Origin of the sequence: Maritalea porphyrae (genome assembly GCF_030159895.1) — a bacterium.
Lineage (GTDB): Bacteria > Pseudomonadota > Alphaproteobacteria > Rhizobiales > Devosiaceae > Maritalea > Maritalea porphyrae.
In genome coordinates this window covers 94,706-118,464 of the sequence record NZ_BSNI01000001.1, presented here as the reverse complement: position 1 = coordinate 118,464, position 23,759 = coordinate 94,706, and the positions used below count along the sequence as shown (strand labels likewise).

Here is a 23,759-nt window from a genome sequence, read left to right as displayed (position 1 = left end):
AAATATAAATCAATGGCCACCTTAGACGTGGCCATTTTTTGCACATTTTCCAGCAAAATCTCTATCTCATTTGTTCAATTTCTGCCGCAATATCTTGGTGGAATTGCTTGTTGATGGTGCGGAATCCGAGCACTAAATCGGCTCGCTACCTAAAGCCCGATCTTTTTGGCGATCTCGACGCGGTTGCGGCCCTTCTTCTTGGCTTGATATAGGGCGTCGTCGGCTTGTTTAAGTATATCGTCGGCGCTAATGCCTTGCACATGGGTGGCAATGCCGGCGCTTAGGGTGACGGAATATTCTAAGTTTTCTGCTTCGAAGGTGATGTTGGCGAAAGCGCTGCGGATTTTATCCATAACATTGTGCGCAGATGCCACCGGTGTGTCGAGCAAGATTACTGCAAATTCCTCGCCGCCATAGCGTGAAATAATGTCTGTGCGGCGCAGCGCGCCGCGCAAGCTGTGTGCCAGGGTTTGGATAACCTCATCGCCGGCTTGGTGCCCATAGGTGTCGTTGACGGATTTAAAATGATCCAAATCGATCATGATAATGCTGAGCGGCGTTTTGGTGCGGTCTGCGCGCGCCAGTTCAAGGTTCAAATGGTCTTTGAAACGCGCGTGATTGAGCAAGCCTGTCAGGCTGTCTTTTTCCATCACTTGACGCAACGCACGTGCGCGGTCAGCGCGGATTTCAATCAATTCAGCGAGTTTATCGAGTTCGACGGGTTTTGAGATAAAGTCGTCGCCGCCAATTCGGCGGGCATGTCTTTGTCGTTCCTCATCACGTTCGGCAGACAAGAACACAATTGGCAATGATAGGTTGCGGCGATATTGGCGGATGATTTTGGCCAGTTCCACGCCAGAGATGCCGGGCATGTGTAAATCCATCAACACCAGATCTGGCTTGAATTGATTGATGGTGCGCAATGCGGTGGCGGGTTTGTTGACTGTTTCAACGATCATGCCTGCGCACTGCAAGGACAAGGCATAAGCCTGTGATAGCATTTCATCATCATCGATGATCAAAATGCGATAGGCGTCGTGGTCCATATTGTCGAAATCGGTAAGCCAGCCGCCCAAATCAACGGCACCAAGAGCTGAGCACAATATGGCGTGAACGCCGGCGCGCGCAGCGGTTAGGCGGAAGTCAAACTGGTCGTTGTCTGAGACAAGGATAACCTTGTGCTGGTCAGCAAGTGATCGGCATAAATCTAGATTGGGATCGGCATCATGTTCGACAATTGCGGCGATACAGTTTTGGGGGGCAGGTCCGTGATCATCGGTGATGGCTTGATAGCCGAGCCCCATGACGTTCTTTTGCCACTCGTCGCCTTTTTCGATCACATAAATGCATTTTGCGGGAATTGCATCGGTCAGGTCGCGCGCGGTTGCTTGATTGCCTTGAAAAGCAAACGAGGTGTTTGGTTTGTTGCCAGATGTCATATTATTCCCTCACCACAAGTCCCCGCGAAGCGCAGTCTATTATGATTTGTTCATTGCCGCTTGCCGGATATGATCCGCCAGCGCCGTCGTTTTTGCGCGAATTTGTGTTTCTTCCTCGCAATTATCGATGCTATGCTCCAAGTCGAGCGCAGGCTGAGTGAGCTGTCCAAGGCCAAAAACACCCGAGCCGCCCGCCAGTCTGTGGGCGAGATGCCTTAGTTCGACCAGGACATGTGGTTGACCTTGCTCAAAATTGTCGAGCAGCATTTCCATTTGATCCGCATCTTTAAGGGCGCGTGCCGCATATTGGCGCTGCAGGATCGCTTGTTGTTCTTGGAATTGCTTCAGTGACGCTGCGCTCATGCTTCTTCCTCGACATATTGCAGGCCAATGTCATTTCCGGTCTGCCAACGTTTTTCCACCCAACGGCGACGACCGTCGCCAACAATTTCAAGTTGAAAGCGAACTGGTGGGGCAAAATAGCCGTCCACTTGAATGCGAACGCCAGATTGCGAAATGTTACGTACCAAACAGTCAATAGTGCTGTGTAAGCCGTTTACAGTGATTTTGCCGCGTTTGAGCACGCGAAAACGTTGTTCGACGCGGCGTTGTGAGCCGCGCCTGTCTTCGCCCTGATGGTCTTGAGCGCCATCACCCCGCCGATCGTTTTCAGGGCGGTGTGTTTCGGGCTGACGGGCACCTGCATTGGGCATGTCATCGATTTGTTGGGGCGTTGCTTCATCTTGCTGCGCGGCGTCCAAAGCGTGCGAAATTGTTTCTTCAACTGTGCCGCCGTGCAGCATAAAGTGGGCGCGGCCAAATGCTGGCGCGAGGCTGGTCACAATGCCGTTCACGTCAATATTTGCTGTGCCAGCAATGCGCAGCTCACGTTCTATTTCTTTGAGCAGCATATCATCGCAGACATGTTCAATCACGCAGACGAGTTTATGCGCGTCTAGGTGACCGAGATAGCCGCCGTGCAGATTTGCATTGGAGATTCGACTTGCAAAGTCACGGAAAATCTTCTCGCCAATTTTATGGCCAAACTCTATGCGATATTCATCGAGCTGACGCATAGTTATGGCCAAAAGTGAGAAGCCTTCACCATTGTGGTTGGCAGCAAGTTCATGCAAGCGCGCGGTAACAAAGCTGGCTGATGCAAGCCCGGTTAGGCTGTCAACGCGTTGCTGCGCGCGCAGGCGTTCGGTTTCGCTATGCGCAGCAATTTCTTCGCGCTGGCTGGTAATTGCTGTCTTGATTGCCCAAACAAGTTCTTCGGCATGTAAGTTTCTTTTCGGCACATAATCGGCGAAGCCCATGCGGAAGGCCTTGGCCGCTGTCCTCTCGCTTCCTGCACCGGTCAGCATCACGATTGGCGGCGGGTTTTCAAACTTGTTGCGAATGGCATGGCCCAGTGAAAGGCCGGTTTCACCCTGCAGTTCATAGTCAAGCACGATGCACTCAACATCGGTTTCATCCAGACGCTTGAACAGCTGACTACCATTGCTGGCCGTTACAGCATTCATGCCTGCATGCTGACGCAGCAAACTTGAGATGTGCTCGGCGAAGATGGGATCATCGTCGACAATAGCGACGCGGGTGCCGTCTGTATTTGTCATTTTCAACCTGCCTCAAAAAATTGGAACACAAGAATAGCGTGGTCATTTAAAGCAATAGTTCATTGAGCGGTGAAAACTGCGCATATAGTAACAAAAGTATGAAAGTGTGAGCGTTTGGCAGGCCCGTATTTGGGCGGGAATCAAGAAACGACCACGCGAGTTGGCGCGGTCGTTGATCATCTTTTTTACTGTGCGGATTGCTCTAACTTGTCCGTTCAATTTCTGCCGCAATATCTTGGTGGAATTGCTTGTTGATGGTGCGGCCAATATAGGCGAACAGAATGCCGCCAAGACCGACAAACCCCAAGATCAAACCAAAGAGCCATCCGATAAATGGGATCAGCCCTAGAATGAACGCGAGGATAATGCCTGCAACCATCGCTATGGCGCGTTTGGCCAATGTGTCGCCTTCAAAGCCGAATGCTTCCATCACACGTGCTGCCAAGAACCAGGCACCAGCGATATAGCCCAAAAGAACCGAAACGATTAGCACCACGATGGCTACCGGGATCAGTGGAATACCGATGAGGGTGACACCTAAAACTGGGATCAACCCGATAAACATCGCAACACCTAGTATGCCAAAGAACAAGGATTTGAATGGTTTGGCGATTGCCACCTCATAAGCAATTTGGCTGCGTTTTGGGAATAGGGCGAGCCAAATGATGCCGATGATGGGTAAGATCAAAAGCAACAACATTGCAGAGACCCACGCAATAATGAGCCCTTGCGTGGTTTGCTTTGCCACATCGCCAGCACTCATCACCATGTCGGGCTGCGAGATTTTTTCAATCGTTACGCGGTCCGCAGAAGCGACCGAAGTGGGCACTTTCACATCGTCTCGGGTGGATCGAATGATTAATTGACCATCGACTTTTGCGCCTTCGCCAAAGTTGATCGCATCACCTGAGAAGTTTACATCGCCCTTTACATTGGCGTTCAGATCGAACGACGCTGCGCCGATGAGAACGGAACCTAAGACAGGTGCGTTGATAGTGACATCGGCACCAGCGGCGCGCACGTTACCGCCCACCTCACCATCTATCCTGACGCTTGAGCCAGATGAAGTTACATCTTTGCCCGTTACGCCATTGATCCGAACCATGTTGCCGAATGCGTAGGTGTTGCCTGCAACGGTAGCGTCAACAATCACCTCAAAGCCTGCGGTGTGCACGTCGCCGTTTATGGTGCCGGTTATGGTTGGCTTGTAACCCGTGGCAAACACGTCATTTGCAATATTGCCAGCTACTTCTGGCCGTTCAGCGCCGACATATACATCGCCACCATAGTTAAATCGTTCTTCTTTGTTTTCTTGGGCAGCGACTGGTGCAACTAAAAGTGCCAATACTGCCAGTACTAAGGAGATAAAACGCATGATCGTCTTCCCTTTTTTGAAGAATTTGCAAAGTAAAGACTAATGATGGTGCTTAGAAGCGCCTTGATCAAGGTCAGTTTTGACAAAACAGCGAACTAAGACATACGTAGTTGGTTGGACCATTTTTGTTGCAATTGCGTGCAAAAGCGGAAATGGTCGTCTAGCCGCGGTCCGGTTCTTGGCTCGCAATCTCCACCCGCAATGTCCAAAGATGATTTGCCAATGCTATTGAAATTCTTATCGGTGAAGGAAGTGCCCACGCTGTTTTGGAGTGCTCCGAAAGCACTTACATTTAAGCCACCGCTGACCTCTTTCATCTTTCTTGTGGTGGGGCTGTTCATTTTTGGTGTCGGCGAAGCGCTGATTGTTGCAGCAGCGGTTGGGGTGAGCCCGTGGACGGTATTGGCGCAGGGCGTGGCGCAGAGCACAGGCTGGGAACTTGGGTTTACAACCTTTGTGGTTAGTATGGCGGTGCTTGTTTGTTGGATTCCCTTGCGGCAAAGTCCGGGCATTGGCACCATCTTAAATGCGGTGATCATTGCGCTGGTGTTCAGCTTTTTGCTGCCCTACCTGCCTACTTTTGACAGTGTGTTGCTCAGGGTTATTGAAGCCATCGTTGGCATATTAATCACAGGATTTGGCGGTGCGCTTTATTTGATTGCCAATTTGGGACCCGGACCACGTGATGGTTTGATGACAGGGCTACAAGGGGTCACAAATCTGCCTATTGCTTGGGTGCGTAGCGGCATTGAATTGTCGGTGATTGCGATTGGTTGGTTGCTCGGGGGCAATGTTGGGTTTGGAACAGTGATGTTCGCATTTGGCATTGGGCCAGCGATTGCCATGAGCATGTATTTTCTGGTGGTCTTGTTTGGAGCATCTGAAGAAAAAACTGGGGCATAGCGCCCCAGTTCAGTTCTTGCTTAGCCTCGCATCATCCGACCTTCGCCAATGCTCGCAAGCGGCGCCGCGCTTGCCGCAGTGGCTTGGCGGACTTGATCGGCAAACTTAGAAAAATCGCGCGCATGTTCAAAATCCGCATCGATTTTTGTTCGGGCATTCGGAACTGATGACAGTAATAGTTTTGAATAGTCATGCTGTGGGGCGCGCACAATTTGGTCGGACGGACCAAATTCAACAATGCGGCCGCCAAACATCACGGCAGTGTTTTCTGTCAGATAGTGCGCGGTCGCTAGATCGTGGGTGATGTACAGAAACGTAATGCCGCGTTCTTCCTTCAGGCGTTTCATCAGATTGAGGATTGAGCGACGGATTGAAACGTCGAGCATGGATGTGGGTTCATCGGCGATGATCAATTCAGCGCCCACAGCAAGGGCGCGGGCGAGGTTGATGCGCTGGCGTTGGCCACCTGAAAGCTCGTGTGGGAATTTATCCAATGTCGCAGCGGGGTCCAATTCCACGTCCGCTAGGGTGCGGAACAATGCGTCCTCGAGGGTCTGTCCCTCTGGCACTCGTTTGTGCAGTTTCAGTGGGCGCTCTAGATGGTGGCGCACAGTGTGCGTTGGGTTGAGCGAAGCAAAGGGATCTTGGAAAACCATTTGCACTTTGCGGGCATTTTCGCGCTTTTCCTGTGAGGAATGAGCTGTAGCAATTGGCTTGCCTTCGACGCGAATTTCGCCGCTATCAATTTGGAACATGCCAGCGACAGCGCGGCCGCAGGTAGACTTACCTGAACCGCTTTCGCCCACCAAGGCAAGTGCTTCGCCTTTTTGCAACGAAAAGGAAATATCGCGCAATGCGTGGATGTGTTTGGCCGCACCGAACATGGTTTTGAGGGTGTAGGTCTTGTGCACCTGATCAAGGGTAAGGAAGGCTGGGGTACTCATTTATGCCACTCCTTTTGCATCGTCAAAACTGGGCATCGCGTCCCACAATTTCTTGGTATAATCGTGCTGCGGGTTAGTAACGATTTCTTGGGTTTCATTCACCTCAACGATCTCACCCTCAAGCATGATGGCAATGCGGTCGGCAAACTGTGCCATTAATGCAAGGTCATGGGTGATGAACAGGATTGAGAAACCAAATTTTTGTTGAAGCCCAGCGATTTCTTGCAAGATTTCGCGTTGCACGACCACATCAAGGGCTGTTGTTGGCTCATCCATGATGATGAGTTGAGGTTCTAAAATCAGCGCGTTGGCCAGCACGACGCGTTGGCGCATGCCGCCAGATAACTGGTGCGGATAATCATCGAGGCGAATGGGATCTATGCCCACCAAGCGCATCAATTCTTCGGCGCGAGCCCGCGCTTCGGCGGTCGATTTGCCGGTATGACGATGATAAACGTCACGGAATTGCTCGAAGATTGTCAACACAGGATTGAGTGCGTTCATGGCGCTTTGAAACACCAAAGAGACCTTGCTCCATCGCCATTGGTTTAGCGTTTCATCGTCAAATGCCAGGACATCTTCACCGTCCACGGTGATTGAGCCGCCAGAGATGAAAGCAGGCGGTCGGTGCAGGCGCATCAACGCATAGGCAATAGTGGATTTGCCACACCCGCTTTCTCCTGCAAGGCCAAGTACCTCGCCCTTGTTAATGTGCAGATCAACCGTTTTTACGGCGCGGAATGGACCATCTAAAGTCATATAGTCGACCTCAAGCCCTTTGACATCTAGGAACCGATCTTCACTCACGATGCAGCTCCTTTCGCAGACTTGTAGCTTTGGTCAAATTTCTTTTGCGCTTTGACTGCCTTGTTGATCGCGCCAAGTGTGCGCAGGCGTGGATTTGAAACTTCGTCGATGCCGAAGTTGAGCAGAGATAGGCCAATGCCGATGACCACGATTGCCATGCATGGGGCGAAGACTTCCCACCATGCGCCAACAGTGATGGCAGACGATGTTTGTGCGTTATAGAGCATAGTGCCCCAAGACACAGCCAATGGATCGCCAAGACCGAGGAACTCTAGTGTTGCTTCGGTGATGATGGTGTAGACCACTGAGCCGATGAAATTGAAGCCGATGATCGACAACAGGTTTGGCATCAACTCAACGCAGATGATGCGCCAACTTGGTTCGCCAATTTGTTCTGAAGCTTCAATAAAATCACGTTTTCGCAGTGTTAGTGTTTGCGCTCGGGTGACCCTAGCACCCCAAGCCCAACTGGTGAGCCCAATAATCAGTGCGATCATAAACGGGTCGGATTGCCCAATGAAGGCGGCAAGCACCAACAGCAAGGGGAGTTGAGGGATGACCAAGGCGATGTTGGTGATGAAGTTCAGCGTTTCATCGATCCAGCCACCGAAATAGCCAGCCGTGACGCCGATCAAGGTGCCGATAACGGTCACGATAAGCCCTGCGGCAAAACCAACAATCAGTGAGGTGCGCGTACCCCAAACAAATTGGGTGTAGACATCGCGGCCCATGCGGGTCGAGCCCATCACATGTTCCATCGTTGGTTCTTGGTGAGGGCGGGTTACGCGTTTCAGCGGATCGTGGCTTGTGATCAACGGTGCAGCAAGTGCAATGCCGATATAGGCCAAGACGATCAACATACCTGCGGCTGCTTTTTTGTTGCGTAAGATAATTGAAAAGAACTTGAGCATTTTGTTACGCCTTCCGCAGCCGTGGATCGAGGAAGATATAGATGAAATCAATCAGCAGATTTGCGGTCAGCATTGCTAGCGTCATGATGATCAATTGGCCCTGAATGAGCGGGTAGTCGCGTGCAATAATGCCTTGGAACAAGATGTTGCCCAGACCTGGATAATTGAACACGATTTCGGTGATAAGTGAGCCACCCATCACCGAGCCAAGACTAAGTGCAAAGGCAGTCATTGAAGGCAGCAGTGCGTTGCGTGCTGCATAGTTGTAGCGCACGCGGGCGTCTGTCAGACCTTTGGCATGTCCCATAACCACATGTTCTTCGCCCAATTGCCCAATCATATTGTTGCGCATGGTGATCAGATAGCCACCGATCGACACAAAGGCCAATGTGGTGACAGGCATTAGGGCGTGATAGAGCACCGACGAGATGTATTCCCAGTTCCAGCCGGGATCGAGCGAGGGTTTGTAGGCATAGCTTGTGGGCAGCCACTCAAGCCCAACGCCGAAAATGAAAAGGGTGGTGATGGCGATGACCAAAGCTGGAATTGATTGAATAGCTAAAGCGGACGGTGAAACAATGCTGTCGAACGCGCCGCCACGTTTCCAAGCGGCGTAAACGCCGAGCATTGAGCCAATGCAAAAGGCCAAGACAACCGACGTGCCTGCAAGGAACAGCGTCCAAGGTAGGGCGCGCATTAGCACGTCAAGAACGGATTGCGGGTACTTTTTGATGGAGACACCAAAGTCCCATGAAAAGACAGATTTGAGATACAAAAAGTACTCTTCATGAAGCGGACGATCGACAAATCCGAAAGTTGCGGCCAGAGCCTTTTTTGCTTCCGGGGGCATTGAGTTGCCCGCATTGGCGAACATGATATCGATGGGGTTGCCCGGCATAAGCCGTGGGAGCAAAAAGTTTATGGATGCTGCGACCAAAAAGGCAACGATGTAGAATAGAATTCGTCTGAGAATGAAGGACATATTTGTACCCGCTAACTGGTTGATGGGCGGCGAAGAAGCGGGCCGCCCATCAGTTTCATGCTTTCAAAAGGGAGGGGTTAGCCTTTCGGCCGGATTGAAAGCAGGTGAAGGATACGCTCTGGGTTACCATCATGAACGGTTGGCACCGCCTGATCGTTGTCCGCAGAGAAGAAGCCTTCAAAGCGAGCTGTGTTGTACTGGTACCAGTAAGGGTTATTGAACACAGCAATGTGTGGCATGTCTTTTGACAAGATCATTTGAACTTTGTTCATGATCTCGCGCTGTTCACCGTCATCAGATGTTTTGAAGAAGCTATCAAGCAAACCATCAAGCTCTTCATTTGTATAGCCTGTCACAGAGAAGCGGCTGGCCATTGCTTTTGAAGAGTGGAACGTGTTGAACGCCATATGTGGGGTCACACCAACAACGAGGGCGTTGATTGCGCCTTGGTAGCTGCCATCAAGCAATTGCTGCGTCCATGCTGCAGCTTCAGGTGTGGCAACAGATGCATTCACGCCAGCTTCTTGCAGTCCTTCAACGGCAAGTTGAACAGTGTTAACCCAGTCGGTCCAACCGTTTGGCACGATCAAATCGAATGCAATTGGCTTGCCTGAAGGTGTTTCCAAGAACCCATCGCCATCCGTGTCTTTATAGCCAGCTTCAGCCAACAATTCAGCAGCACCTGAGACGTTATACTCAGTGTATTGACCATATTGGGCGTCAGCTTCTGGGTTGTTCCAAGCGTGGTAGCCGCGGCCCAAGCCAGATGGGTATTGGTTGATGGTTGGGTAGCCGTAACCTGCAATATCAACCATTGCCTGACGGTCCATGGACATTGAGAACGCGCGACGGAAGTTTACGTCATTAAAGGCTTCTTTGTTGCCTTCTTCAGATGCGTTCATGTTGAGGTTGAAAATAACCAGTGAGCCGCCTGGGAACCAATATTTGTGGTTCTCGGGGTCTTTGGAAACGTATGTTTTTTCAATGTCTGGCAAGAATGAGCCGAACCAGTCCAACTCGCCTTTTGCAGCAGCGGTTAGGGCTTGGTCATTGTTTGAAATTTGTGGGAAGCGAATGCAATCCACTTTCAAATCATCGGCCTGGAAATAGTTCGGGTTGCGGCACTGCACATATTCTTGTGGGGTGAAGCGACGGATTTCCGTAAGTGGACCAGAACCAACAGGGTTTGCGTTTGCAAAGCTTACTGGGTCTTCAACTGATGACCAGATGTGCTCAGGCACCGTATGTAGACGTGCAACATCAAAGATAAGACCAGTGCTGGCTTCTTTGTAGTTCACTTTGACGTGGCTATCGTCCACCAACTCAACGCTGTCGAGCTTTTCCCAAATTGCACGAATGTCGAGCGCTGGGTTTTCCTTGATCAAGTTGAATGTGAAATAAACATCGTTCGCGTCAAGTGTTTCGCCGTCTGACCATTTAACGCCATCGCGGATTTTGAATGTCACAGACATAAGGTCGTCTGAATATTCAAAGCTTTCCGCCAAACGATACTCAGCTTTACCACCTTGCATGCGGTTAAACACCACTAGCTGCTCGTACATGAAGTCGCGCACGGAGCGCTGGTCAGCGGTTTGGTTGAACGGGTTGAAGATTTCTGCAAATGCCGTTGTTTGGTGTGGCACTGCGGTCAAAATTGCCTCAGCTTGGGCTCCAGCCGTTGTCAGCATTAGTGCAGACGCAATGGCGGGCAAGATCATGCTTTTGCGCATGGGTTTCCTCCTAAGAATTTTCCTTCCAATCCGCAAACCTCAAATCAGGAAGTTGCGAACTCCTCACTTCCGGCAGTGCCAAAAATTGAAACTTGACCTGGCTCTTAATACCGGAAATCTTATAGGAAACCAATTTAATACCTAGAGTCACTTCAAGGCTTCTGCAAAATGTGCGGAAAAATCGTCAATTTCGATTTTGTTGCAACTCGAGAGCGGCTTTGAGCGAGAAGATGACCAGGATACGAATTGGTATATAGAGCGTGCGTTTTGTTACGTTCTCAGGGAGTGAGAAGCGTGAAGATATTTGGTTCAGATTTTGTGTCGCCGAAAGGGCTTCATGCCCGGCTTTTGCTGGCTTTCGTCAGTATTTCGCTGATTCCGTTGCTCATTGTCAGTGCCACGTTCTTTTATGTGCTTATTCGCAATGTGGAGGGGGAGAATTTTGCAAAGCTAGAGTTTGTGAATGAAGCAAAACGCAGCGAAATTCGCCAATATATGCAATTTGCCACTCGACAGGCTGATAGCCTGAGCCAAACGAATATTGTGCGGTATTCAATTGGCGAATTTTACGGTTTTAGCTACGGATTTCGTGAAATCTCGACCGAACCAGAAGAAGCTGCTCGGATATTGCGGGGAGCATTTGGAATCGGTGTCGGCGCAAAAAGCGCGGATCGCGATGAGTTAATCAGTAAAGCGCTGATCTACGATAATATGCATAGCCAGTTTCATGAAGAATATGAGGCGTTTTTGGCGTCGTCGGAATATGACAATCTCTATCTAATCAATAATACAGGCCGAGTTGTCTATTCAGTTCTAAAAGACAACTACTTGGCGACAAGTATGGAAGGTACGATTGCCAATTCGCCTTTAGCGCGTGTTGCCCAGCAAACGTTGGCGCGTGATGACGAGGAGGGCATCGTATTTGGTGACTTCGAATTCGACCCTGTGACGGGAGTTTACGTTGCTTATGTCGGGGTGAAAATTCGCTTCTATTCGCGGCCTAGTGGCGCCATTGTGTTTCGTCTTCAGACAGACGGTGTTGAACGTATTGTGCAGTCTGAGACGCGCGAGGCGGGGCAAATATTTTTGCTTTCTTCACGCCAACAGATCCTAAGCCAACCACATGGCGGGATCTACAGCATTGGTGAACGACCTGCGATTGGTCGAGCTTCGTTGCCTTTAGAAGGCACTGCCAAAATTGAACGTGGCTTATCTAGTGGAGCTGCGCTTGCTGCGTTTGGCAGTGTTGATGTGTTTGATCGCAACTGGTTGTTGGTGAGCGAGGTGCCATCGCGTGATGCTTACGCTACGGCGAATACATTGATTGGAACGGTTACGACCATCGCGCTTTTGGCAATACCGATTTTGTTTCTGATCGCGACCCGCTTGGCACGTAGCGCGACTAATCCGATTTTGCGGATAACGAATACCGCTGAAGCAATCGCTGCAGGTGATTTGCATCGGTCCATGCCCTTGATCGAGAAGCCGATTGAATTAAAGCGCCTTGCGGATAGTTTTGCGCGAATGCGAGATGCGGTGCGTGCCCAACTTAATCAGATCAATCAAAATGTTGCAGCCATTGAGGAGAAGAACGCTCAACTTGAAGAGGCTGATCGGCTCAAAGACACGTTTTTGGCGAATACAAGCCATGAGTTGCGTACGCCCTTGAATGGGATTGTGGGGATATCTGAGACATTATCAGCCGGTGCAGCAGGAGATTTGAGTGAGCGACAACGCAGTCAGCTGCAGCTGATTACTTTTAGCGCCCGCAAACTTTCTCGCTTGGTGGACGATTTACTTGATCTCTACCGCATCCGACAGGGCCGGATGCGGCTTGATATGCACCCAGTTGATGTGGCAACGAGCGTTCGCAATGTTCTGCAATTATCTGAGCCATTGTTGCAGGGCGAGCCTGTGACGCTGCGAGTGGATATTGAAAAGGATACACCCCTTGTCATGGCTGATCCTGTGCGGTTGGAGCAGATTTTGCACAATCTTGTTGGGAACGCGATTAAATATACCGAAGCTGGATCTATCCAAATTTTTGCCGAAGCAGATGCTGAATGGGTAGATATATCAATTGTTGATACGGGCGTTGGGATATCGCAAGAGGATTTAGGGCGCATGTTCCAGCCTCTCGAGCAAGCAGATGGAATGGAGACGGCGCGCAAAACCGGGGGGACCGGGCTGGGGCTTACAATTGCGCGTCAGCTGGCGACGATTTTGGGTGGGCACCTGACCGCATCCAGCGCGCTTGGGGAAGGTTCTCGATTTTCTTTGAAACTGCGTGCAGCGACCCAGGTAGATTTTGAGCATGAAGGAGTGCCCGTCGTATCTGGTTTGGCAGATGGCTATCACGAAACGCTCAACAGTTCAGACAATTTGGAACTCACCTACGAAGTGCCGAAGAAACAAGGTGCGCCAGATATTCTGGTTGTGGATGATGAGCCAATTAATTTGCAGGTGTTGCGCAATGTTTTACTGCCGCAAGGGTTTGGCGTGCGCACGGCTGACAGCGGAAAGTCAGCGCTGGAGATGATTGAGCAGGCTCAGCCATCGCTCATTATCTTAGATGTGATGATGCCTGATTTGAGTGGTTTGGAAGTTGCACGTCGATTGCGGGAGCGTTTTGACCGTTTAGAACTGCCGATAATTATGGTGACTGCACGCTCTCGCACGCGCGATATTATCGCTGGGTTGGAAGCTGGTGCGAACGATTATGTGGTGAAGCCATTTGTAAAAGATGAATTGCTGGCGCGGATTGAAACGCTTTTGGAAGCAAGGAAAGCACGGCAAGCCACCACCGAAAACGCCCAGCTACATCAAGAAATGCAACGGCGAATTCAAGTTGAAGACGCGTTGCGTTTGTCGCAATCACGCATGGCGTCTCTACTTGACACTTTGAGCGTTTGTCTTTGGTGCGTGGGCGATGATGGGCGGATTAGCTACGCCAACAAATTTGCCTCGCAATGGCTTGGCCGTGAAGTCATCGGGGCGCAAGTCACCGAGTTTCTGTTCGATACTGAATTTGAAGAAATGCGTGCTGCGTGCCAAGCGGATGGTCGCGCTGAGCAGCGAGAAATTGAGATCAAGAATGCTGGTGTTGCTTCCATATTTGCTTACGAGTTGGAACAGGAAGCAGGCGGCGGCGTGAGCCTGATCATTTTGCCCAATGCGGTCGACAATTCGGTGAACCAGTTCGATGTTGGGGCCGTGCAGAGGGCCTTTGAAACAATTGAAATGCCGGGACATTTGCCTCCTGGACAAATTGCGTTGCCACAGGCAACAGACGAGAAGCCAGACAGACTGGTTTACCGCCAAACCAGTGTTAAGTTGATGAAGCAGGCTTTGCATGTTTGGAAGTTAGCAACCGACGAAAACAAATTTGATTTGGCTGAGCAGAGCGAAATATGGCGGGTGCATTTAGATCGCTCATCGTTGCAAACGCGAACGCTGGACAAATATTTCAGTGTGGAGACATTGCCGACGAATCCACGTTGGCGGGATGTTATTGCAACAGCCGAATTTGTGCTTGAGCGATGTGAAAACATCCAAGACTCAGCGGAATATGCCAAGTTAAATGAGCTGCGAAAGACACTTGTTCAGCTTGTGCGCGACGGTGCCGCCAAGTGGTCCTAGTTCATCGATCGTACTTAGGTACGAAAATCGGTTTTAGCAGTCCTTCGCGAATGGACAAACCAATCTCATGCTTGGTACCAAGGGTTGAAACAGGACCTTTCCACCCTTAAGCGAATTGGGTTCTGATCTGAAATGCGTTTTTCTTGCGTCAACACAAGGGCGATGAACGCTCCGATGTGTTCTTCAGTGAATGAACAAACGAAAGAAAATATCGATGACACGTAAAATTGTAATTGCAGCAATGAGTGCAACGCTTCTTGGTTCAACTTTCCTAAGTGCGCCAGCGGTGGCACAAGACGCATCAGCCTCTGCGAACGCAAATGCGAGCGCGCAGCTTACTTTTGATGTCGCGCAGAATTCGCATCTAGATGTAATCGCTCAGCTTGAGGCGGTGGGCTATACTATCTTGGATACCAAGACCACTCTATTAGGTCGCATTCACATCTATGCGCAAAACAATGTGCATGTTCGTGAAGTCGTTGTGAGCCGATGGACTGGCGAAGTTAAGTACGACTTGATTGTTGAAACGTTTGCAGATGCTGAAACATCAAACGGTGCGACCGCTGGTGGCGAGCAAACGGCCGAAGCTGAAGGCGAGACAGAAAATGAGAACTCTACATCTGTTAGCGGCAGTGCCTCTTCGTCAACTTCGATTTCGATTGGCAGCAATTCAAAGGATGACGAAAAAGACAAAGGCGGCTCAAGCGCCAGCTCCTCAGGCAGTGTTTCAATCGGCGTTGACTTGAACTAACATTGCGTTGTGGCGGCGACCCTTTTTTGGGTCGCCACCTATCGCGTGGGGGACTACTTATGCCAGCGTTTGTGAAGTCACGAAAACGCAGTTTCGAGCCAAGTCTTTCACAGCCTTGGCCGCTATACCTTCTTTTGGCTTTTCAATTTGTTTGTGCGCTTGTGTTTGTCGGTGAGTTGGCAACTGAAGTGTTTGGATTGCGGACCACTCCGATCCCATATGAGTGGCAGGAGCTAATTCAAATTCTAGCAAGTGTTGGATTGATATCTGGTGTTGTTGTGACGGCATTCTATGTGCGTCGCAGCGCAACAAGAATTGAAACCATGGGCAAACAGCTTGATGTTGCCACTGGCCAGTTTGAAAGCCATCTTGGCGAAATGTTTGCCAGCTGGGATCTGTCCCAGTCGGAGCAATCAGTCGCGATTTTGGCGATGAAGGGTTTCTCGAATGCAGAAGTCGCTGACATGCGCGGGACCAGTGTTTCAACGATCAAAAGCCAGATGAATTCGATCTACAAGAAATCAGGTTTGGCAAATCGACAACAATTGATTTCCTTCCTTGTTGAAGAACTCCTAGCAGAAGCGGATGCACGTTCGTCAAAATAATGCTTTGAAGCCTGAGTTCGTTCATTTTGGTTGAGCTGTGCATTTTTGTCTTACCCGATATGCGTTGTTGACCTTCCCATTACTGTAAGGTTTATATAGGATGCGTTGCATGTTTGCGGTGCCGGACTTTGTCCAGTGATGCAAGCAGGCAACTCGTCCGCATAGCATGGAAGGGATCATTATATGTGTCCTGTCGAACCAAATGAATTTGAACGTATGATTGAACTTGCTGAAAAGATTGGCTTTTCGGAGGAAGATATTGCTGAGCTTGTGGCGACGTACGGATGTCGCGAAAAGGCAAAGCGATGAATATCGGGCAAGCGGCCGAGCGTTCTGGCTTGCCGGCAAAGACCATACGGTACTATGAAGAAATTGATTTGATTCACCCTTCGCGTGCGGCAAATGGCTATCGTGATTATGGTGATCAAGATTTACATAGGCTCTGTTTTTTACAGCGTTCGCGTAGTCTTGGTTTCACGATTGAAGAATGCCGCACATTGTTGTCACTTTATGATGATGAGCAACGTGCGAGCGCTGATGTGAAGCAAATCGCCAAGATGAAAATCGATCTCATCGAGAAAAAGATCAAAGAGCTGAATTCCTTGAAATCAACATTGTCCGTGCTGGTGAAAAACTGCCATGGAGATGATCGTCCCGACTGCCCAATTTTGGATGATCTTGCAGGCAAACGCAGTGTCGAAACAATCTAGTTTCCGGTGATTGCACGCCCAGCTGCATAGGTGCCGTGCGCCAAAACTGAACCAGTTTCATAATATAGGCTTGATGCACCGGTGAGCTTTTCTGCGTAGGCGGCTAGCGGCGCGATGGGAAGTTTTGATTTGTCACCCGTTGAAATGACTTGAGCCAAAGATGTGCCAAACACGGTGCCTGGTCCAATTCCGCGCCCCGAATAGCCAAAAACTGAGTACGCATTTGGCCCAAACTCTACGATTTTTGGTAGATGATCTTTAGTCATTGCAATACGACCGTGCCAGGCGTGATCTAGCTTCTTATGCGATAGCTGCGGATATATCGCCGCAAGTTTTTTCTTTGCCCAAAATTCATGGGTTGGCGATGCGGCATGATCGAGTGATCCTACAGAGCCGACCAGCAGTCTGCCGTCGCGATCGTAACGGAACGATGACATTACTAAAGCTGTGTCCCAGCATCCTTCGAGATTCGGCAGAACGGTTTTGCGTTCGGCAGCGGTCAGGGGCTCCGTTGCGAATTGGAAATAATGGACGAGCGTAAACCGGGATTGATGGCCGAGCAGTTGGTCATTCGCGTAGGCATTTGTTGCGACGATTAAGTTGGGTGCTGTTGCAGAACCGTGCTTGGTTCTAACCTGCCATTGTCCCTCATCGCGCGTGATGCACAGTGCCGGGCTACGTTCAAAGAGCTGAGCGCCTTGCGCTATTGCCGCACGGGCCAAACCTTGGCAATAGCTGAGGGGTTGGATGGTGCCTGCACGCGGGTCGAAAAGCGCTCCCTTGAACGAAGAACTGCCGGTCCGCGTTCCAGTTTGTTTTTCATCTATCAATTGCACCGGTGCGTTGCGTTTGATCTGCTGAGCATATCGGGAATTGAGGTCTTTCAGCCCTGATTTGGAATGGGCGCAATGCAACGTGCCGTTTCGGATCGCGTCGCAGTTAATTTGATACTTTTCGATTAGCGAAAACACGAGATCTGGTGCAGCGGCTAAGGCTGCGTTTAGCTTCTGACCTGGCGACTGACCGAGCGTTTCTTCAACTTCATCCGGTGGAGTCCAAAGTCCTGCATTGACCAAGCCGACATTGCGACCGGAGCCGCCATACCCAATGGTTTCAGCTTCGAGCAAAAGGACGGACATGCCTTGCGTCGCAGCTTCCAGGGCGGCGGCGCAACCTGTAAATCCGCCGCCGATTATGATGATGTCGGCAGACACATCCTCAGCCAACGTGTCGAGGTCAAGCGTTTTGCTGGCTGTGTTTGACCAAAGATTGTTATCATATCTGCGCGCAACCATACTTGCCTCACTCATCAACTATAATAGGATTTGAACCCATCGTTGATCCGTGTCAATCCGTCGTCATCAATATCTAAATGCATGACCAGGCGAATGTATTTGCCGCCACCGATATTGATACCACGTTGCGCAAGGTGCTGACGTAATGGCTCGACCTCATCTTGCGCGGGCTCGATAAACAGCATGTTGGTTTGGTTGTCTTGGTATGTGACCTTGAACTTGTCTAGCACGACAAGTTCGTTGGCCAGAATGCCTGCACGCTTTTGGTCATCAATCAGGCGCGCAACATGATGGTCGAGTGCATAAATGCCCGCAGCTGCTAAAATGCCAGCTTGGCGCATACCGCCACCAAGCATTTTGCGCCAACGCCTCGCCTTGGCAATTGCTTGATTATCGCCAACCAACACGGCACCAACCGGCGCACCGAGCCCCTTGGATAAACAGAGATTGATGGTATCGAAACGCATTGCGAGTTGCTTTGGCTCAATGTTCAATTTTGTGGTCGCATTGAAAAAACGTGCGCCATCCAAGTGTTTCGCCAAGTTGTGTTTATCCGCCAAATCAAGGCACGCATTTATACGCTCCAAAGATATTGCTTGCCCCGAATGCGTGTTTTCTAGCGATAGAACCTTTGATGGTGGGAAGTGACTGTCATCAGGTTTGATTGCAGCGTCGATGTCTCTCGGCTCTAATCCGCCATCTGCTGCGACGTCCAGCGGATAGGGGAATGCGCTACCAAGAACCGAGGAGCCACCCCCTTCATACTTAAAAATATGGTAGCCGCGCCCCAAGATTATCTCGTCGCCACGTTGGGTGTGGGCCATCATTGCCGCAAGGTTGGACATGGTGCTGGAGGGGAGAAAAAGCCCTGCTTCTTTGCCCAGCATTGATGCCGCTTTTTCTTCCAATATATTGATTGTGGGGTCTTCACCATAAACGTCATCCCCTACCTCAGCCGCGGCCATTGCGGCGCGCATTTCGTCGGTTGGTTGGGTTACGGTGTCGGAACGCAAGTCAAGTATGGACTGGTTAGATTGAGCAACAATGCTGGAAGGGTTTTGGTACATGGGGCACCTTGGGGATTGGAACAATTGTTCAATGAGGAGGGAGTGTAACATTGCCATGGTTGGTGCTTGTCGCCAAGCCGCAAGTTAGACGGAAAAAGAGAAAAGTGGTCTTGTCGGGCGCTCAATAAGGGCATAGCATTTAAAGACTTAACTCGTCTTATCCTGCCACTAGTCCCACACATGTTCGGCAAAAGCGAGTTATCGTTCGAACAGTTTGTGGTGAATTTTATGATAGATTTCGCATTGTGGCGAAAAACCGCTCTTGCGCTGGCCATTGGCAGTGTTGGGGCCATGGTTGCGTTTTGGATTAACATGCCAGCGCCAGCACTGACAGGTCCGTCCGTTGCAGTAACAATAGCCGGCTTGTTGGGGCTCGATTTGGCGTTTGAAACGCGCGTTCGGGATATTTCTTTTCTGGTGATCGGCCTTTCAATGGGCACCAGCGTGACGCCCGAAGTTTATGAGAGCGCAAAGCAGTGGCCATTCAGCCTGGTTGCAATTGTTCTTTCTGTAACAGCAGCGTTTTTCTTTTCTCAATTGGTGTTGAAACGGTTTTGGAAATATGACGCAAAGACAGCCGTATTGGGTGCCTCCCCGGGGCATCTAAGTTTTGTCATTGGGCTGGGGATGGATAGTGGTGCAGATATCCGGCTAGTGGCCATTGTGCAAAGCATTCGAGTTTTGGCGCTTACCCTAGTTGTACCCATGTTGGTGGTATGGTCGGGGCTGGCCGGAAACGGATTTGTGGTCCCAACAGAGTTTATGATTTTGCCTTGGGTTGCCGTGAGTTTGGCTTTAGCTGCATTGGTTGGCCTAGGGTTTAAAAAGCTGAGGGTGCCGGCCGCTTTCGTTTTGGCTGGAATGGTTGTTTCTCTTACCACGCACCTTTCAGGTATAATTGAAGGGCATATGCCGCAATGGCTTACATTGCCAGCTCTCACGATATTGGGTTCTATGATTGGCACGCGGTTTTCCGGTGTGAGTTGGAGCGAACTGCGCAAAGCTTTTGGCGCTGGAATGGCGATCACATTGGTAGGCGTTTTTGCCGCTGTGCTATTTGCAGTTGTTTTGTCCCTATTTATCGATTTGCCAATCGCGCAGTTGGTTGTTGCGTTTGCACCCGGTGGTGTTGAGGCGATGGCGGCTATGGCATTCGCGTTGAATCTCGATCCAACATTTGTCGCGACTCATCACATTGCCCGGATATTCTATTTGAGCTTTTTCGTACCCCTTGCACTGATGTGGTGGGGAAAAGACTAGTTAGCGATTGCAAGTGTTCTAAGCAAAGGCCAGCATGCTGACAAAGTGAACAATTTCAATTGTAGGTGCCATGCATTCTGATCTGCTCTTCAACCAACTTTGTGATGGCTGGTGGTCTTTGCCTTGTGGTACTCGCAATCTGATTACTGATGTTAGCGGCGTCAAAGTTGGACATACGACTTTGACAAGCGGTAGTGCGCGGACCGGCGTAACCGCGATTTTGCCGCATGGTGGTGACTTGTTTGGCGACAAAGTTGAAGCGGCGGTGGCTGTTTTGAACGGGTTCGGCAAAAGTGTTGGTTTGGTTCAGCTTGAAGAGCTTGGACAAATTGAAACGCCGATTGTGCTCAGCAATACATTTGCCATGCCAGTCTGTTCTTCGGCGCTGATCAAGCGAGCGGTTGAGGATAATCCAGATATTGGTCGCTCGTTACCGACGGTGAATGCGTTGGCGCTTGAATGCAACGATGGGTTGCTCAACGATATTCAGTCAATGCACGTGACCGAACGTGATGTTTTTGCGGCGATTGAAGCGGCCGATGTTGAGTTTACACTGGGCGCCGTTGGCGCGGGTACTGGCATGCGAACATTTGGGTTCGCGGGTGGGTTGGGCAGTGCCTCGCGTCTGATCAATATTGAAGATGCAGAGTACACGCTCGGCGCGCTGGTTTTGTCCAATTTTGGGCAGCAAAGCGAGCTGCGGTTTTGTGGTCGACGAATGATTGGCACAGATGAGATTGTTGAACATGAGGATAAGGGATCAATTATTATTGTGCTCGCCACTGATGCGCCACTTGATTCTCGGCAACTAAAACGTGTTGCAAAGCGTGCTTCAGCCGCGCTTGGACGCACGGGCAGCTATTTGGGTCATGGTAGTGGTGACATTGCCATTGCCTTTTCCACTGCTACCCCGTCTGACGATCGGATCGCAGAACGTCTTTTGGATAAGTTGTTCCTAGCCACCGTCGAAGCCACGGAAGAAGCGATTTATCGCGCCATGTGGCACAGCGAAAGCCGTGTTGGGTATGACGGCACTCAACTGCCGTCGTTTCGCAAGTTCTTGGAGGAGGGTTGATTATGGCTGAATATCAGTGGGGCATAGCGCTACACGGTGGGGCCGGCACCATTCCACGCGCTGCGCTGACACCGGAAAAGGAAGCGGCTTGTCATGATGGTTTGGCGCGAGCGTTGAAAGCTGGTACTGACATCTTAGCAGACGGGGGCTCCAGCTTGGATGCTGTGGAAGCGACCGTCGTTGAATTAGAAAATGACGAGAACTTCAATGCTGGTTATGGCAGTGTTTTGACATCTGATGCGACTTTTGAACTTGACGCTGCGATTATGCGCGGCTCGGATCTTGAGGCGGGCGCTGTGATTGGGGTCAACAAAGTCGAACATCCAATCAGCTTGGCACGACTGATCATGGAACAGTCTGAGCATTTGCTGTTTTCACGCGATGGCGCGCATGAATTTGCGAGGGAAATGGGCATCTCAGAAGTCGAGCCGAACTTCTTTTTTACTGAATACCGCCATCAGCAATTGCTAGCTGCTCAAAAAGCCAGTGTTGTTTCGCTTGATCATAATGACGGCAAGTATGGCACCGTTGGTGCGGTCGCACGGGACAGGTTTGGTGGGCTGGCTGCTGCAACATCTACCGGCGGCATGACCAACAAAAAAACGGGTCGCGTGGGTGATGCGCCGCTAATTGGCGCAGGAACTTACGCCAACGACAAAAGTTGCGCGGTTTCTGCTACTGGTCATGGCGAAATGTTCATTCGCATGTGTGTGGCGCGGGATATTGCGGCAATGATGGAGTATGGCGGGGCTTCGCTTGAGGATGCTGTGCGCCGCAAAGTAATGGATGAATTGCCAACAATTGATGGCGCAGGTGGCGTTGTGGCAATCGGTCAATCTGGCGCACCTGTTTTGATGATGAACACCAACGGTATGTATCGTGCATCGCAAATTGAAGGCGGTACACCGACGACGGCAATATTTTCTGATTGAGGTCAGTCATGGAGAGAAGAAGATGAAGTTGTACGGTTTGAAGAACTGCGATAGCTGCCGAAAAGCCAAAAAAGCGTTGGAAGCCGCAGGCAACAAAGTGGAATTTGTCGATGTGCGACAGACCCCATTAGATGAAGCAATGCTCAAGCGCTTTCTCGACGCTTTTGGCGAGGACAAGTTGGTCAACAAGAAATCGACCACTTGGCGGCAATTGGAAGAACATGCCCGTTTGCAGCCTGCGCTTCAACTTTTGAGCGAAAACCCCAGTTTGATGAAAAGACCCGTAATTGAAACGGATGCCGCTTTGTTTTTAGGTTGGGCAGCAGACGTGCAAAAGCACTTTAGCTCAGAATAGATCGATTTTTTTGAATTTGCAGTAATCCACTCGACGGGGTGCCACGTAACCCCTATACATTTGGGAGACTGCAATATGCGAACGGCGTTAAAACTTGTGAATAATAACGAGCCAAACCCCGCTATTGAACTGGCGAAACACCACCGGCAATTAATTGCGCGGGTGGGGTCTTCGCAGGATCGTGCCGCATTTCAGGCTCTCTTTGAACATTTTGCCCCCCGCATAAAAGCGATGATGCTTAAAGGCGGCATGGGCGTAATGCAGGCAGAGGACTTGATGCAAGACGTTATGATGACGGTTTGGCGAAAATCATCGCAGTTTTCCCCGGATCGCGGCACAGTGAGTGCTTGGATTTTTACAATCGCGCGTAATGCGCGGATTGATTTGATGCGCAAGGCATCTTCGCGACCATATGACGATGTCTATGAGATGGAGATTGCTGCAGACGACAAATCGAGTGACGATGAAGTTTTGCAGAGCCAACGCGAAGAATGTATAAGCGCTGCGCTCCAAGATCTACCAAAAGATCAACGTGAGGTGATTCAACTTGCCTTCGTTGCAGATCTTAGCCAGAGCGAAATTGCAAAAAAGCTTTCTCTGCCTATCGGTACCGTTAAGTCGCGGATGCGCTTGGCCTACGGAAAGCTAAAAGGAAAATTGGAGGCGGTGCGATGAAACTGACTCATCACCTCGACGACGCAACATTGGTCCGTTATGCGGCTGGCGATTTGGACGAAGCATTTGCTGTAATTGTGTCTTCTCATTTGGCAATGTGTGAACAATGCCGAAAAGCATCTCATGACGCTGAAGAGCTTGGCGGCCAGATGTTGGAAGCTGCAGAAGAAACTGCGGTGAACGAAGACGCTTTTGCAAAGCTTATGGCAGCGATTGACGAGCAAAACCAAGCTAATGTTGATGGCGTGGATGCGCAAAATGTACACCAATTTCCGAAGAAACGTGCAGCGATATCTGGCGACGTCCCGATGCCATTGCAGCGATTTCTAGGCTCGCAAATTGCGGACATTGAATGGAAAAAGGTTGCGCCTGGCATCTCGAAACATGATATCGATTTGGGCAAAGACGTGCCTTCTTCGCTCTATTTGCTGAATATTGCGGAAGGGCAGGCAGTGCCAGAGCATGGACATGGCGGCATGGAAATGACGCTTATATTGTCCGGTGCTTACACGGATCGATTTGGTCGTTTTGGCCCCGGTGATATTGCTGACTTGGACGAACATGTTGAGCATCAGCCGATTGTTGAAGCTGGCGCACCGTGCATCTGTTTGGTGGCAACAGAAAAGCCTACTAAATTCAAAGGCCTAGTAGAGCGAATTCTACAGCCGATTATCGGAATTTAAGT

At 50.4% G+C, this 23,759-nt stretch carries 22 protein-coding genes; 11 read left to right on the top strand and 11 right to left on the bottom strand.

All coding sequences use genetic code 11. The features are described 5' to 3' along the window. Nucleotides 1–149: 149 nt before the first annotated feature. The 4 genes from QQL65_RS00595 to QQL65_RS00580 all read right to left on the bottom strand — a co-directional run bounded on the left by QQL65_RS00595 (nt 150) and on the right by QQL65_RS00580 (nt 4,433). Entirely contained in the window at nt 150–1,439 is a 1,290-nt protein-coding gene (locus tag QQL65_RS00595; RefSeq protein WP_284360969.1) for a GGDEF domain-containing response regulator, read from the bottom strand. A gap of 39 nt (nt 1,440–1,478) precedes the next feature. Further along, on the bottom strand, nt 1,479–1,802 hold the full coding sequence (locus tag QQL65_RS00590; protein WP_284360967.1) for an Hpt domain-containing protein: 324 nt from the start codon (nt 1,800–1,802) through the stop codon (nt 1,479–1,481). After that, nucleotides 1,799–3,058 (bottom strand): response regulator, encoded by a 1,260-nt coding sequence (locus QQL65_RS00585; protein WP_284360964.1) that lies wholly within the window; start codon nt 3,056–3,058, stop codon nt 1,799–1,801. Before QQL65_RS00585 ends, QQL65_RS00590 begins: the two co-directional genes overlap by 4 nt. 202 nt (nt 3,059–3,260) lie before the next feature. Then, nucleotides 3,261–4,433 (bottom strand): hypothetical protein, encoded by a 1,173-nt coding sequence (locus QQL65_RS00580; protein WP_284360962.1) that lies wholly within the window; start codon nt 4,431–4,433, stop codon nt 3,261–3,263. A gap of 138 nt (nt 4,434–4,571) precedes the next feature. Here QQL65_RS00580 and yczE point away from each other — a divergent pair, with 138 nt between their 5' ends. Continuing rightward, entirely contained in the window at nt 4,572–5,336 is a 765-nt protein-coding gene (yczE, locus tag QQL65_RS00575; protein ID WP_284360959.1) for a membrane protein YczE, read from the top strand. Between the two features lie 20 nt (nt 5,337–5,356). Here the strand turns inward: yczE and QQL65_RS00570 are convergent, their stop codons facing one another. The 5 genes from QQL65_RS00570 to QQL65_RS00550 all read right to left on the bottom strand — a co-directional run bounded on the left by QQL65_RS00570 (nt 5,357) and on the right by QQL65_RS00550 (nt 10,710). After that, nucleotides 5,357–6,280 carry an ABC transporter ATP-binding protein gene (locus tag QQL65_RS00570; protein ID WP_284360956.1) on the bottom strand — a complete coding sequence of 308 codons (924 nt, stop codon included), beginning with the start codon at nt 6,278–6,280 and terminating at the stop codon, nt 5,357–5,359. Next, a complete protein-coding gene (locus QQL65_RS00565; protein WP_284362046.1) occupies nt 6,281–7,039 on the bottom strand; it encodes an ABC transporter ATP-binding protein in 759 nt (252 codons plus the stop codon). Nucleotides 7,040–7,083: 44 nt separating this feature from the next. Beyond that, nucleotides 7,084–7,998, bottom strand: coding sequence for an ABC transporter permease (locus QQL65_RS00560; RefSeq protein WP_284360954.1), 915 nt, complete (start codon nt 7,996–7,998; stop codon nt 7,084–7,086). A gap of 4 nt (nt 7,999–8,002) precedes the next feature. Next, on the bottom strand, nt 8,003–8,980 hold the full coding sequence (locus tag QQL65_RS00555; protein WP_284360951.1) for an ABC transporter permease: 978 nt from the start codon (nt 8,978–8,980) through the stop codon (nt 8,003–8,005). A gap of 77 nt (nt 8,981–9,057) precedes the next feature. Then, complete coding sequence (locus tag QQL65_RS00550; protein ID WP_284360950.1) at nt 9,058–10,710, bottom strand: ABC transporter substrate-binding protein; 1,653 nt, start codon at nt 10,708–10,710, stop codon at nt 9,058–9,060. Nucleotides 10,711–11,004: 294 nt separating this feature from the next. On the opposite strand from QQL65_RS00550, the gene QQL65_RS00545 reads away from it, so the two are divergent. The 4 genes from QQL65_RS00545 to cueR all read left to right on the top strand — a co-directional run bounded on the left by QQL65_RS00545 (nt 11,005) and on the right by cueR (nt 16,415). Next, nucleotides 11,005–14,349: a hybrid sensor histidine kinase/response regulator gene (locus QQL65_RS00545; RefSeq protein ID WP_284360948.1), complete on the top strand. Its 3,345-nt coding sequence runs from the start codon at nt 11,005–11,007 to the stop codon at nt 14,347–14,349. A 214-nt stretch (nt 14,350–14,563) separates the two neighbouring features. Then, entirely contained in the window at nt 14,564–15,100 is a 537-nt protein-coding gene (locus QQL65_RS00540) for a hypothetical protein (RefSeq protein WP_284360945.1), read from the top strand. 59 nt (nt 15,101–15,159) lie between these two features. Further along, nucleotides 15,160–15,705 (top strand): helix-turn-helix transcriptional regulator, encoded by a 546-nt coding sequence (locus QQL65_RS00535; protein WP_284360943.1) that lies wholly within the window; start codon nt 15,160–15,162, stop codon nt 15,703–15,705. 305 nt (nt 15,706–16,010) lie between these two features. Continuing rightward, nucleotides 16,011–16,415: a Cu(I)-responsive transcriptional regulator gene (gene cueR / locus QQL65_RS00530; protein ID WP_284362045.1), complete on the top strand. Its 405-nt coding sequence runs from the start codon at nt 16,011–16,013 to the stop codon at nt 16,413–16,415. Here cueR and QQL65_RS00525 read toward each other — a convergent pair. Together QQL65_RS00525 and ltaE are read right to left on the bottom strand one after the other, a co-directional pair. Continuing rightward, nucleotides 16,412–17,710 (bottom strand): NAD(P)/FAD-dependent oxidoreductase, encoded by a 1,299-nt coding sequence (locus QQL65_RS00525; protein WP_284360941.1) that lies wholly within the window; start codon nt 17,708–17,710, stop codon nt 16,412–16,414. The genes cueR and QQL65_RS00525 overlap by 4 nt on opposite strands. Nucleotides 17,711–17,724: 14 nt before the next feature. Further along, entirely contained in the window at nt 17,725–18,777 is a 1,053-nt protein-coding gene (gene ltaE / locus QQL65_RS00520; protein WP_284360939.1) for a low-specificity L-threonine aldolase, read from the bottom strand. A gap of 228 nt (nt 18,778–19,005) precedes the next feature. Between ltaE and QQL65_RS00515 the strand changes: the two genes are divergently transcribed. From QQL65_RS00515 to QQL65_RS00490, 6 genes are all read left to right on the top strand, one after another. After that, nucleotides 19,006–20,037 (top strand): AbrB family transcriptional regulator, encoded by a 1,032-nt coding sequence (locus QQL65_RS00515; RefSeq protein WP_284360937.1) that lies wholly within the window; start codon nt 19,006–19,008, stop codon nt 20,035–20,037. A gap of 70 nt (nt 20,038–20,107) precedes the next feature. Continuing rightward, entirely contained in the window at nt 20,108–21,112 is a 1,005-nt protein-coding gene (locus QQL65_RS00510) for a DmpA family aminopeptidase (protein ID WP_284360934.1), read from the top strand. Nucleotides 21,113–21,114: 2 nt separating this feature from the next. Then, nucleotides 21,115–22,044: an isoaspartyl peptidase/L-asparaginase family protein gene (locus tag QQL65_RS00505; RefSeq protein WP_284360931.1), complete on the top strand. Its 930-nt coding sequence runs from the start codon at nt 21,115–21,117 to the stop codon at nt 22,042–22,044. Nucleotides 22,045–22,066: 22 nt separating this feature from the next. Then, nucleotides 22,067–22,399, top strand: coding sequence for a Spx/MgsR family RNA polymerase-binding regulatory protein (locus tag QQL65_RS00500; RefSeq protein WP_284360928.1), 333 nt, complete (start codon nt 22,067–22,069; stop codon nt 22,397–22,399). A 75-nt stretch (nt 22,400–22,474) separates the two neighbouring features. Next, nucleotides 22,475–23,074: a sigma-70 family RNA polymerase sigma factor gene (locus QQL65_RS00495; RefSeq protein WP_284360926.1), complete on the top strand. Its 600-nt coding sequence runs from the start codon at nt 22,475–22,477 to the stop codon at nt 23,072–23,074. Further along, nucleotides 23,071–23,757, top strand: coding sequence for a ChrR family anti-sigma-E factor (locus QQL65_RS00490; protein ID WP_284360924.1), 687 nt, complete (start codon nt 23,071–23,073; stop codon nt 23,755–23,757). Before QQL65_RS00495 ends, QQL65_RS00490 begins: the two co-directional genes overlap by 4 nt. The last annotated feature ends 2 nt before the right edge of the window (nt 23,758–23,759 follow it).

Bases quoted from the DNA above. Each gene is read 5' to 3' on its own strand.
- ltaE (WP_284360939.1), bottom strand. From the start codon at position 18,777: ATGTACCAAAACCCTTCCAGCATTGTTGCTCAATCTAACCAGTCCATA.
- QQL65_RS00515 (WP_284360937.1), top strand. From the start codon at position 19,006: ATGATAGATTTCGCATTGTGGCGAAAAACCGCTCTTGCGCTGGCCATT.
- QQL65_RS00570 (WP_284360956.1), bottom strand. From the start codon at position 6,280: ATGAGTACCCCAGCCTTCCTTACCCTTGATCAGGTGCACAAGACCTAC.
- QQL65_RS00565 (WP_284362046.1), bottom strand. From the start codon at position 7,039: ATGACTTTAGATGGTCCATTCCGCGCCGTAAAAACGGTTGATCTGCAC.
- QQL65_RS00535 (WP_284360943.1), top strand. From the start codon at position 15,160: ATGCCAGCGTTTGTGAAGTCACGAAAACGCAGTTTCGAGCCAAGTCTT.
- QQL65_RS00490 (WP_284360924.1), top strand. From the start codon at position 23,071: ATGAAACTGACTCATCACCTCGACGACGCAACATTGGTCCGTTATGCG.
- QQL65_RS00580 (WP_284360962.1), bottom strand. From the start codon at position 4,433: ATGCGTTTTATCTCCTTAGTACTGGCAGTATTGGCACTTTTAGTTGCA.
- QQL65_RS00525 (WP_284360941.1), bottom strand. From the start codon at position 17,710: ATGGTTGCGCGCAGATATGATAACAATCTTTGGTCAAACACAGCCAGC.
- QQL65_RS00550 (WP_284360950.1), bottom strand. From the start codon at position 10,710: ATGCGCAAAAGCATGATCTTGCCCGCCATTGCGTCTGCACTAATGCTG.
- QQL65_RS00595 (WP_284360969.1), bottom strand. From the start codon at position 1,439: ATGACATCTGGCAACAAACCAAACACCTCGTTTGCTTTTCAAGGCAAT.
- QQL65_RS00510 (WP_284360934.1), top strand. From the start codon at position 20,108: ATGCATTCTGATCTGCTCTTCAACCAACTTTGTGATGGCTGGTGGTCT.
- QQL65_RS00495 (WP_284360926.1), top strand. From the start codon at position 22,475: ATGCGAACGGCGTTAAAACTTGTGAATAATAACGAGCCAAACCCCGCT.
- QQL65_RS00500 (WP_284360928.1), top strand. From the start codon at position 22,067: ATGAAGTTGTACGGTTTGAAGAACTGCGATAGCTGCCGAAAAGCCAAA.
- QQL65_RS00555 (WP_284360951.1), bottom strand. From the start codon at position 8,980: ATGTCCTTCATTCTCAGACGAATTCTATTCTACATCGTTGCCTTTTTG.
- QQL65_RS00590 (WP_284360967.1), bottom strand. From the start codon at position 1,802: ATGAGCGCAGCGTCACTGAAGCAATTCCAAGAACAACAAGCGATCCTG.
- QQL65_RS00560 (WP_284360954.1), bottom strand. From the start codon at position 7,998: ATGCTCAAGTTCTTTTCAATTATCTTACGCAACAAAAAAGCAGCCGCA.
- QQL65_RS00505 (WP_284360931.1), top strand. From the start codon at position 21,115: ATGGCTGAATATCAGTGGGGCATAGCGCTACACGGTGGGGCCGGCACC.
- cueR (WP_284362045.1), top strand. From the start codon at position 16,011: ATGAATATCGGGCAAGCGGCCGAGCGTTCTGGCTTGCCGGCAAAGACC.
- QQL65_RS00540 (WP_284360945.1), top strand. From the start codon at position 14,564: ATGACACGTAAAATTGTAATTGCAGCAATGAGTGCAACGCTTCTTGGT.
- QQL65_RS00585 (WP_284360964.1), bottom strand. From the start codon at position 3,058: ATGACAAATACAGACGGCACCCGCGTCGCTATTGTCGACGATGATCCC.